The organism is Pseudarthrobacter raffinosi (genome assembly GCF_023913735.1).
Classification (GTDB): Bacteria; Actinomycetota; Actinomycetes; order Actinomycetales; family Micrococcaceae; genus Arthrobacter; species Arthrobacter raffinosi.
The window spans coordinates 83,204-90,776 of the sequence record NZ_JAMXBH010000020.1; the positions used below are offsets into that span (position 1 = coordinate 83,204).

Here is a 7,573-nt window from a genome sequence, read left to right on the forward strand (position 1 = left end):
CCTATCCGGCTTCGCGGGCCAGCAGGCGTTCTGTTGCCTCGCGGGCCAGCAGGCTCTCCTTGATGGCCAGGCCCCAGCGGAAACCGCCCAGGGAACCGTCGGTGCGGATGACGCGGTGGCACGGCACAAACAAGGCAGCCGCGTTGAACGCACACGCGCTGGCCGCGGCCCGGACCGCCTTCGGATTTCCGGAAAGCTCGGCATACTCGGTGTACGTCACCGGTGACCCGGGACGAACGGTCCTCAGCACATCCCAGGCGTGCGACCGGAACGGCCCAGACTTCTGGCGCACGGGGACGGTCATGGCAGGCTTGGGATCGCCGGCATAGAAGGCCTCCACGGCCCGGGAGATGCTGCCCAGGTCCGTGACCGCTTCGACGTCGCCCGGCCGCAGCTCGGGGTGGATCTGGCCGGTCAGCTCACCCGGCTCGGCGGTCCAGCCCGAGGCGAGGACCACGCCGTCCTGGGCAAGGATGGTGAACGGTCCGTCCGGGGTGGACATCACTAACAGCTGGGCTTTCATAGCATCGCTTTCTCTGGAACGGCTTGTATAGGTTTGGAGGATTTGGACTCCGCGGCGCGCCACAGGTGCATGGTGGCGTAGGACCGCCACGGGCTGACCTCGCGGAAATCGGGGCTTGGCGTAACGCCAGGCGCCTTAACGCCGCCGCCGTTTTGGTTCGTGAGGGCTGGGGCGAGCGCCCGGATGCCGTTTCGCACCGCGGCGTCGTTGGCCAGAAACACGTCCGGCGCGCCGAGGACACGCATTGCCACGTACCCCACGGTCCACGGGCCCACCCCGGGAAGGGGAATCAGCTTGGCGCTGAGCCCGGGCAGATCGTCCCCGTAGCCAAAATCCAGTTGACCACCAGCCAGGGCCGACGCGGCGGAACGGATGGCGTCAATCCGGCGTTGCGGACCGCGCAGCAGCGGGTAGCCGGCCTCGGCGATTTCGGCCGCGGTGGGAAACAGCCGGTCAAGGCCCTCGCCGGGAACCGCGCTGGGACTGCCGGCAGCGGCCAGCTGCGTCAGTGCGGTCCGGGCCGCAGCCACGGTGATTTGCTGCCCGATCATTGCCCGGATGAGCAGCTCCTGCGGATCCAACGCGCCGGGCATCCTGATGCCCGGCGCACTGGCAACCGAGGTGGCCAGGCGGGGCTCCTGGGACAGGGCACTGTCGATGGCTACCGGATCGGCGTCGAGGTCGAAGAGCCGGCGTACCCTGCTCAGCAGTGCGGGCAGGTCCCGGAGGTCCACCGCGCCGATGGTGAGGGTCAGCGGCCGTCCGGGAGCGCCGTCGTCGTAAGTCACGCTGAAGCGGGCATCGCCATGCGGAAGCTGCAAAGTACGGGCGTACGACGTCGGCGTCCCCGCCTCAATCCCGGGGATCGCCCTGACGGCGAGGAAGGAAAAGATGCCGGGATCGAACGGTTCGCGGTACGGCAGGCTCAACGCCAGCGACGTCGCGGCGGCAGGGGAGCGGTGGCGCCTGGCGGTCGCGCGCAGGGCAGTGGGCGTCATGGCAAACACCTCCACCATGGTGTCGTTGAACTGGCGGACGCTGCTGAAGCCGGACGCGAATGCGATGTCCGCCAGCTTCATCGCTGTGGACACCAACAGGGTGCGGGCGGTTTGGGCGCGGCTGGCCCGGGCCAGGGAGAGCGGGCCGGCGCCGAGTTCGTGGCTGAGGATCCGGTTGAGCTGGCGGGAGGAGTATCCCAGCCGGGCGGCGAGGCCCTCCACCCCGTCCCGGTTGATCACGCCGTCGTTGATCAGGCGCATCGCGCGGCCCGCAAGGTCCTGCCGGATGTTCCACGCAGGCGTGCCTGGCACTGCTTCGGGGAGGCAGCGCTTGCACGCCCGGTAGCCGGCGTCGTGCGCTGCGGCAGAGGTTTCGTAGAAGGTGACGTTCACGGCTTTCGGGGTCCTGGCGGGGCAGGACGGGCGGCAGTAGATGCCGGTGGTCCGGACAGCAGTGTAGAACTGCCCGTCGAACCGGGTGTCCCGCGCGTCAATCGCGCGGTAGCGCTGCCAGAAGTCCATGCCCTCCATCCTGCCAGCCAGCGACCGGGACTGCTAGCGGAAATCGGACACGGCCGTGGCGTTCGATAGAGTCGGACCATGACCGCCAGCCTGAGTCCCGCCAGCCCGGATCAGCTCCGCGAACTGCTGTCCGGCGACGCCCGGAGGGTCGCTCCGCGGCTGCTGGGATCCGTACTGACCCACCACAGCCACGAGGGAACTGTGGCTGTGCGGATCACCGAGGTGGAGGCGTACATGGGTCCCGGCGACTCGTCGCATCCGGATCCCGGCTCCCACACTTTCCGTGGCCCCACGGCCCGCAACGCGCCCATGTTCGGCCCGGCCGGCCACCTCTACGTCTACTTCACGTATGGCATGCACTACTGCGCCAACATCGTCTGCGGCCCGGCGGGCACCGCATCTGCCGTCCTGCTGCGGGCGGGCGAGGTGGTGGAGGGGCAGCACCTCGCGATGGTGCGGCGTCCGACGTCGAAATCGGCCCTCGACCTGGCGAGCGGCCCTGCCCGGCTGGCCACCACGCTGGCCCTCACTACAGCCGACAGCGGCCGGGATGCGCTGGCTGACCCCTTCGAGCTGCGGCTGCCTTCGGTACCCGCTCCCGTGTTCAGTTCCGGGCCGAGGGTGGGCGTCTCCGGCGACGGCGGCTCCGCGACGTATCCCTGGCGCTTCTGGCTGCCAGGGGATCCCACCGTGTCCCGCTACAAGGCGGCGAAGGTGCGCCGGGCATAATCCGTCCCGCCCGGGTGGTCTCCCGCCAGGGCGAACGGTGCCAACCGGTGCTGGAGGCGCTGCTGGACCGCGGGCCATTCCTGCCCCAGGACCGAGAACACAGCGGAATCCGCCCGTGTGCCGTCAGGCGCCAGGCGGTGGCTGCGCAGCAGGCCCTCGAACGTTGCCCCCAGCCGTTCGATGGCTGCGGCGCTGCGCACATTACGTGCGTCGCAGCGAAACGCAACGCGCTGAACCTGAAGGCCGTCGAACGCAAAGGCGAGCAGGGCGTGTTTGCTGGCGGGATTTACGTGCGTGCCCCAGAACTGCCGTCCAAAGAAGGTGCCGCCAACTTCCACGCGCTGCTGGGCGGCATCGAACGCATTCAGCGCGGTTGTGCCCAGGAGGGCCCCGGTCCGCTGGTCCGTCACGGCGAAGGCCAGGCTGGCCGGGTCCTCAATCCTGGCGGCAAACAGCCCTGAAAGCTCGTGCGCCGTGGCCGGCAGGGCCGCGGCCATTCCTGCCCACATCGCGGCGTCCACGAAGTCAAACAGCCCTTCGGCATGGTGCGGTGCCAACGGAAGGAGGGAAAGCCCGTATCCGGTCAGGACGTTCTCGTGGTGCATTGCAGTATTGAATCACTCACGGGGCGGAACGGCTACGGAAGTGTGCGGCCTGAAAGTGAACATTGGGTGACTTCCGGGGCAGGGGACCGGCGGGCGCGTTAACCGAAATGGTTGTAGAATGGACGGTCTGTCTTTTGCGATAGGGGAACGTTTAAATGCTCGACGCCGATTTGGCCCACGAACGGAACTATGTTGCCGGCCTGTACGCGCGGCTGGAAGAGCTCCGCACGGAAAAGCGCCAGCAGTTGGCACAGGTCCGCCGGGCCGGTGCCGTGGGCACCATGCAGAATGTCTCCGAACGCGACGCCTTCGCCGCGCTCTACGAGGACCGCCTCGCCCAGCTCGACGCCGTCGACGACCGCCTGGTCTTCGGCCGCCTCGACCTGGATTCCGGTGAGGCCCAGTACATTGGGCGCATCGGCCTGACCACCGATGACCTCCAGCGGCTCATGGTGGACTGGCGCGCGCCCGAAGCCGGCCACTTCTACCAGGCAACGGCGTTTGACCGGCAGGGCGTCCGCCGCCGGCGGCACCTGATTCTGCAGGGCCGGGAAGTCAAGGCCATCGAGGACGACGTCCTTGATGCGGACATGCTCGCGGACGACGCCTCGCTGCAGGGCGAAGGAGCATTGCTGGCGGCTCTGGATTCCAAGCGCACGGGCCGGATGTCCGACATCGTCGGCACCATCCAGTCCGAGCAGGACCGCATCATCCGGTCCTCCATTTCCGGTGCCCTCGTAGTGCAGGGTGGTCCCGGTACCGGTAAGACTGCTGTGGCGCTGCACCGGGCCGCGTACCTGCTCTACACGCACCGGGATCGGCTGAAGACTGCTGGCGTGCTGCTCGTGGGCCCGTCGTCGTCCTTTATGAAGTACATCGAACGTGTTCTTCCCTCGCTCGGTGAGACCGGCGTGGTCATGGCCAGCGTGGGTCGCCTGATGCCCGGGATCAAAGCGGTTGCCGAACCTGAGGCAGAGGTCGCGGCCATCAAGGGGCGGCTGGACATGGTGAAGGTTGTGGCCAATGCGGTGGCGAACCGGCAGCGGATCCCCGCCGAGGACCGTGTCCTGGACGTCGACGGCCGCAAGCTGGTGCTGACGCGGCGGCAGGTAAGCCGTGCGCGCGAACGTGCCCGGTCCACCGGCAAGCCGCACAACGAGGCGCGCCTGACGTTTATCAAAATTCTGCTCCGCGAACTGACCGAGCAGATGACCGATCTCGTGGAGGCCGGGAGCATCGGCAACAATGCCGACCGCTCGTATCTGGCAGAAGACGTCCGCACGGCCCGCGACGTCCGGATCGTCCTGAACCTGTGCTGGATGCCGATGACTCCGGAGAAGCTGATCAACGAGCTTCTGAGCAAGCCCGCAGTCCTGGCGGCCTGCACACCGAACCTGTCCCTTAGGGAGCGGTCGCTGCTGCTGCGCCCCGCCGGTGCGCCCTGGACCGAGGCCGACGTCCCGCTGCTGGACGAGGCCGCGGAGCTCCTTGGCGAAATGGACCCGGCGGCGGGACGTGGCCTTGCACAGCAGGAGCACGACCGCGCCCGGGACCTTGCCAACGCCAAGCAGACACTGGTGAACATGGGGGACATGGGTGTCGATGTCCTCATCTCCGCGGAGGAACTCGCCGATCAGAACCAGGAGCGCGAGAACCGCCTGACGGCCGCCGAGCGCGCCACCAGCGACCGCACGTGGGCATTCGGCCACATCGTGGTGGATGAGGCGCAGGAGCTTTCACCCATGCAATGGCGCCTGCTGGTCCGCCGTTGCCCGCTGAAATCCTTCACCATCGTGGGCGACATCGCGCAGACCAGTTCAGTCGCCGGCGCCAACTCCTGGCAGGGGGCCCTGGCGCCCATGTTCGGTGACCGCTGGCAGCTGGAGGAGCTGACAGTCAACTACCGGACGCCCTCCCAGATCGCTGAGGCCGCCGCCCGCATGGCCAACGCGGCCGGACTCGTGGTTTCCGCGCCGAAGGCCGTCCGCGAGGGACGGTGGGCCCCCGTCTTCGACAAGGTTGACCGCGGACAAGTGGTGAACCGTTTGGTGGAGGTGCTCCCCGAGGAACTGGCAGCGCTCGACGGCGGCCTCCTCGCCGTGATTGCCGACGGCGACCTTCTGCCGGCTGCAACGTCAGCCCTTCGTGCCGTGTACGGCCGGCGCATCGGCAACGGCGCGGGCAGCTACGAACAGGACATCGTGGTCATCAGCCCGCGCGAGGCCAAGGGCCTGGAGTTCGACGGCGTTGTGGTGCTTGAGCCGTCCGTCATGCTCAACCGCGAGCATGGCCGGGTGGGCGATCTGTACGTCGCCATGACCCGGCCCACCCAGCGGCTCCGGCTCATCGCCGCGGAAGGCATTCCGGCAGGCATCGAAGACTGAGCCGGTCCGCTCTGCCCCTTGACGCCCGGCGCCGTTCATTTCGGCGCCGGGCGTCGCCGATCCTGCTAACTTAGAAGTCGTGTCAGAACTCAACGATCTCGAATCCCAGCAGAACGACCCCACCTTCGCCAATGTCTGGCAGGAGCTGAAGTGGCGAGGCCTGGTCCACGTCTCCACCGATGAAGAGGAACTGGAAAAGCTCCTCGCCGGTGATCCGATCACCTATTACTGCGGATTCGACCCCACCGCGCCGAGCCTGCACCTGGGCAACCTGGTCCAACTCCTCGTTATGCGCCGCCTGCAGCTCGCAGGGCACAAGCCGCTGGGACTGGTGGGCGGATCCACGGGACTGATCGGCGATCCGCGGCCCACCGCCGAGCGCACGCTGAACACCAAGGACACCGTTAACGAATGGGTGGGCTACCTGCAGGCCCAGGTCCGCCGCTTCCTTAGCTTCGATGGCGCCAGCGCCGCCCGCATGGTCAACAACCTCGACTGGACCGCGCCGTTGAGCGCCATCGACTTCCTGCGCGAGATCGGAAAGCACTACCGGGTCGGCACCATGCTCCGCAAGGATGCTGTTGCGTCCCGCCTCAGTTCGGACGAGGGCATCAGCTACACCGAATTCAGCTACCAGATCCTGCAGGGCATGGACTACCTCCAGCTGTTCCGGGACTACGGCTGCATGCTGCAGACCGGCGGCTCGGACCAGTGGGGCAACCTCACCAGCGGCACTGAACTCATCCGCAAGGTTGAGGGTAAGAGTGTGCACGCCCTGGGCACGCCGCTGATCACCAACTCGGACGGCACCAAGTTCGGCAAGAGTGAAGGCAACGCCATCTGGCTCGACGCCGGCATGTGCAGCCCGTACGCCTTCTACCAGTTCTGGCTGAACACCGCCGACTCTGACGTTGTGGACCGGCTGAAGGTCTTCACTTTCCTGAGCCGCGCTGAAATCGAAACGCTGGCAGCTGCCGTTGCCGAACGTCCCTTTGCCCGGGAAGGCCAGCGGAAGCTGGCGTTCGAAGTGACTTCCCTGGTCCACGGTGTGGAGGCAACGGAGAAAGTCATCGCGGCGTCCGCTGCACTTTTTGGCAACGGTGACCTGTCCGCCCTGGACCGGCCAACCCTGGAAGCAGCCACGTCGGAGCTTCCGTCCGCCCGCATCCAGGTGGATGGCCTCGGGATCATTGACCTGCTGGTGGCATCCGGCCTGTCGGAGAGCAAGTCCGCGGCCCGGCGGACCGTCGGCGAAGGCGGCGCCTATGTAAACAACGAGAAGGTTTCCGACCCGGAAGCTGTCATCTCCGAATCGGAGCTGCTGCATGGCCAGTACCTGCTCCTGCGCCGCGGAAAGAAGAATCTCGCGACTGTCGAAGTCCTGGTTCCTTAGCCTTCGCAAGCCCCCATTCACGCTCCTCCGCAGCCGATTTGCACGGACTCGGGGGAGCGTGTATTGTTTTCTGAGTCGCCGCCGTTGAGTGGCGACAAACCCCCTTCACAAGAGAAGCAATTCATCGTGTGCAAAGCACGAAAATGATGAAAAGCTTCACTTTTTGATGGGCGGATTCGTTCCACAGAGTGAATATCGGGAAAATAACCCGGATTTGCAAAGTGAATAAGAATGAAATAAGCTATAAACATCGCAGCGAAGAAAAGCGAAACAAAATAATTCATTTGAATATGAATTGTTTCGGGAATTATTCGAATGTGTCTGTTGTTTGAGAACTCAATAGTGTGCCAAGTTTGTTGATACCAATTTATTGTATTGAATTGGTTGAATTGACTGGATCCGCCACCCCGTGGTGTGGT

At 65.9% G+C, this 7,573-nt stretch carries 7 protein-coding genes; 3 read left to right on the plus strand and 4 right to left on the minus strand.

What is annotated here, in order from left to right; all coding sequences use genetic code 11:
• Position 1: 1 nt before the first annotated feature.
• Together NG698_RS17400 and NG698_RS17405 are read right to left on the minus strand one after the other, a co-directional pair.
• Positions 2-523, minus strand: coding sequence for a methylated-DNA--[protein]-cysteine S-methyltransferase (locus tag NG698_RS17400; protein WP_252611262.1), 522 nt, complete (start codon positions 521-523; stop codon positions 2-4).
• The gene (locus NG698_RS17405; protein WP_252611264.1) at positions 520-2,043 is read right to left on the minus strand and encodes an AlkA N-terminal domain-containing protein; all 1,524 of its coding nucleotides are present in this window, start codon (positions 2,041-2,043) and stop codon (positions 520-522) included. Before NG698_RS17405 ends, NG698_RS17400 begins: the two co-directional genes overlap by 4 nt.
• Before the next feature lie 78 nt (positions 2,044-2,121).
• Here NG698_RS17405 and NG698_RS17410 point away from each other — a divergent pair, with 78 nt between their 5' ends.
• Positions 2,122-2,772 (plus strand): DNA-3-methyladenine glycosylase, encoded by a 651-nt coding sequence (locus tag NG698_RS17410; RefSeq protein WP_252602025.1) that lies wholly within the window; start codon positions 2,122-2,124, stop codon positions 2,770-2,772.
• Here the strand turns inward: NG698_RS17410 and NG698_RS17415 are convergent.
• A complete protein-coding gene (locus NG698_RS17415; protein WP_252602022.1) occupies positions 2,742-3,377 on the minus strand; it encodes a GNAT family N-acetyltransferase in 636 nt (211 codons plus the stop codon). The genes NG698_RS17410 and NG698_RS17415 overlap by 31 nt on opposite strands.
• Positions 3,378-3,532: 155 nt before the next feature.
• On the opposite strand from NG698_RS17415, the gene NG698_RS17420 reads away from it, so the two are divergent.
• Together NG698_RS17420 and tyrS are read left to right on the plus strand one after the other, a co-directional pair.
• Positions 3,533-5,761, plus strand: a complete 2,229-nt coding sequence (locus NG698_RS17420; protein ID WP_252611265.1) for a HelD family protein — start codon at positions 3,533-3,535, stop codon at positions 5,759-5,761.
• A gap of 79 nt (positions 5,762-5,840) precedes the next feature.
• Positions 5,841-7,154 carry a tyrosine--tRNA ligase gene (gene tyrS / locus NG698_RS17425; protein WP_058929431.1) on the plus strand — a complete coding sequence of 438 codons (1,314 nt, stop codon included), beginning with the start codon at positions 5,841-5,843 and terminating at the stop codon, positions 7,152-7,154.
• A 17-nt stretch (positions 7,155-7,171) separates the two neighbouring features.
• On the opposite strand, the gene NG698_RS17430 is transcribed toward tyrS, so the two are convergent.
• Positions 7,172-7,573, minus strand: a 402-nt coding sequence (locus tag NG698_RS17430) for a hypothetical protein (protein WP_252611267.1), incomplete at its 5' end; no start/stop codon positions are given.

Coding starts and splice junctions, on each gene's coding strand:
- NG698_RS17400 (WP_252611262.1), bottom strand. CDS start 523: ATGAAAGCCCAGCTGTTAGTGATGTCCACCCCGGACGGACCGTTCACC.
- NG698_RS17405 (WP_252611264.1), bottom strand. CDS start 2,043: ATGGACTTCTGGCAGCGCTACCGCGCGATTGACGCGCGGGACACCCGG.
- NG698_RS17410 (WP_252602025.1), top strand. CDS start 2,122: ATGACCGCCAGCCTGAGTCCCGCCAGCCCGGATCAGCTCCGCGAACTG.
- NG698_RS17415 (WP_252602022.1), bottom strand. CDS start 3,377: ATGCACCACGAGAACGTCCTGACCGGATACGGGCTTTCCCTCCTTCCG.
- NG698_RS17420 (WP_252611265.1), top strand. CDS start 3,533: ATGCTCGACGCCGATTTGGCCCACGAACGGAACTATGTTGCCGGCCTG.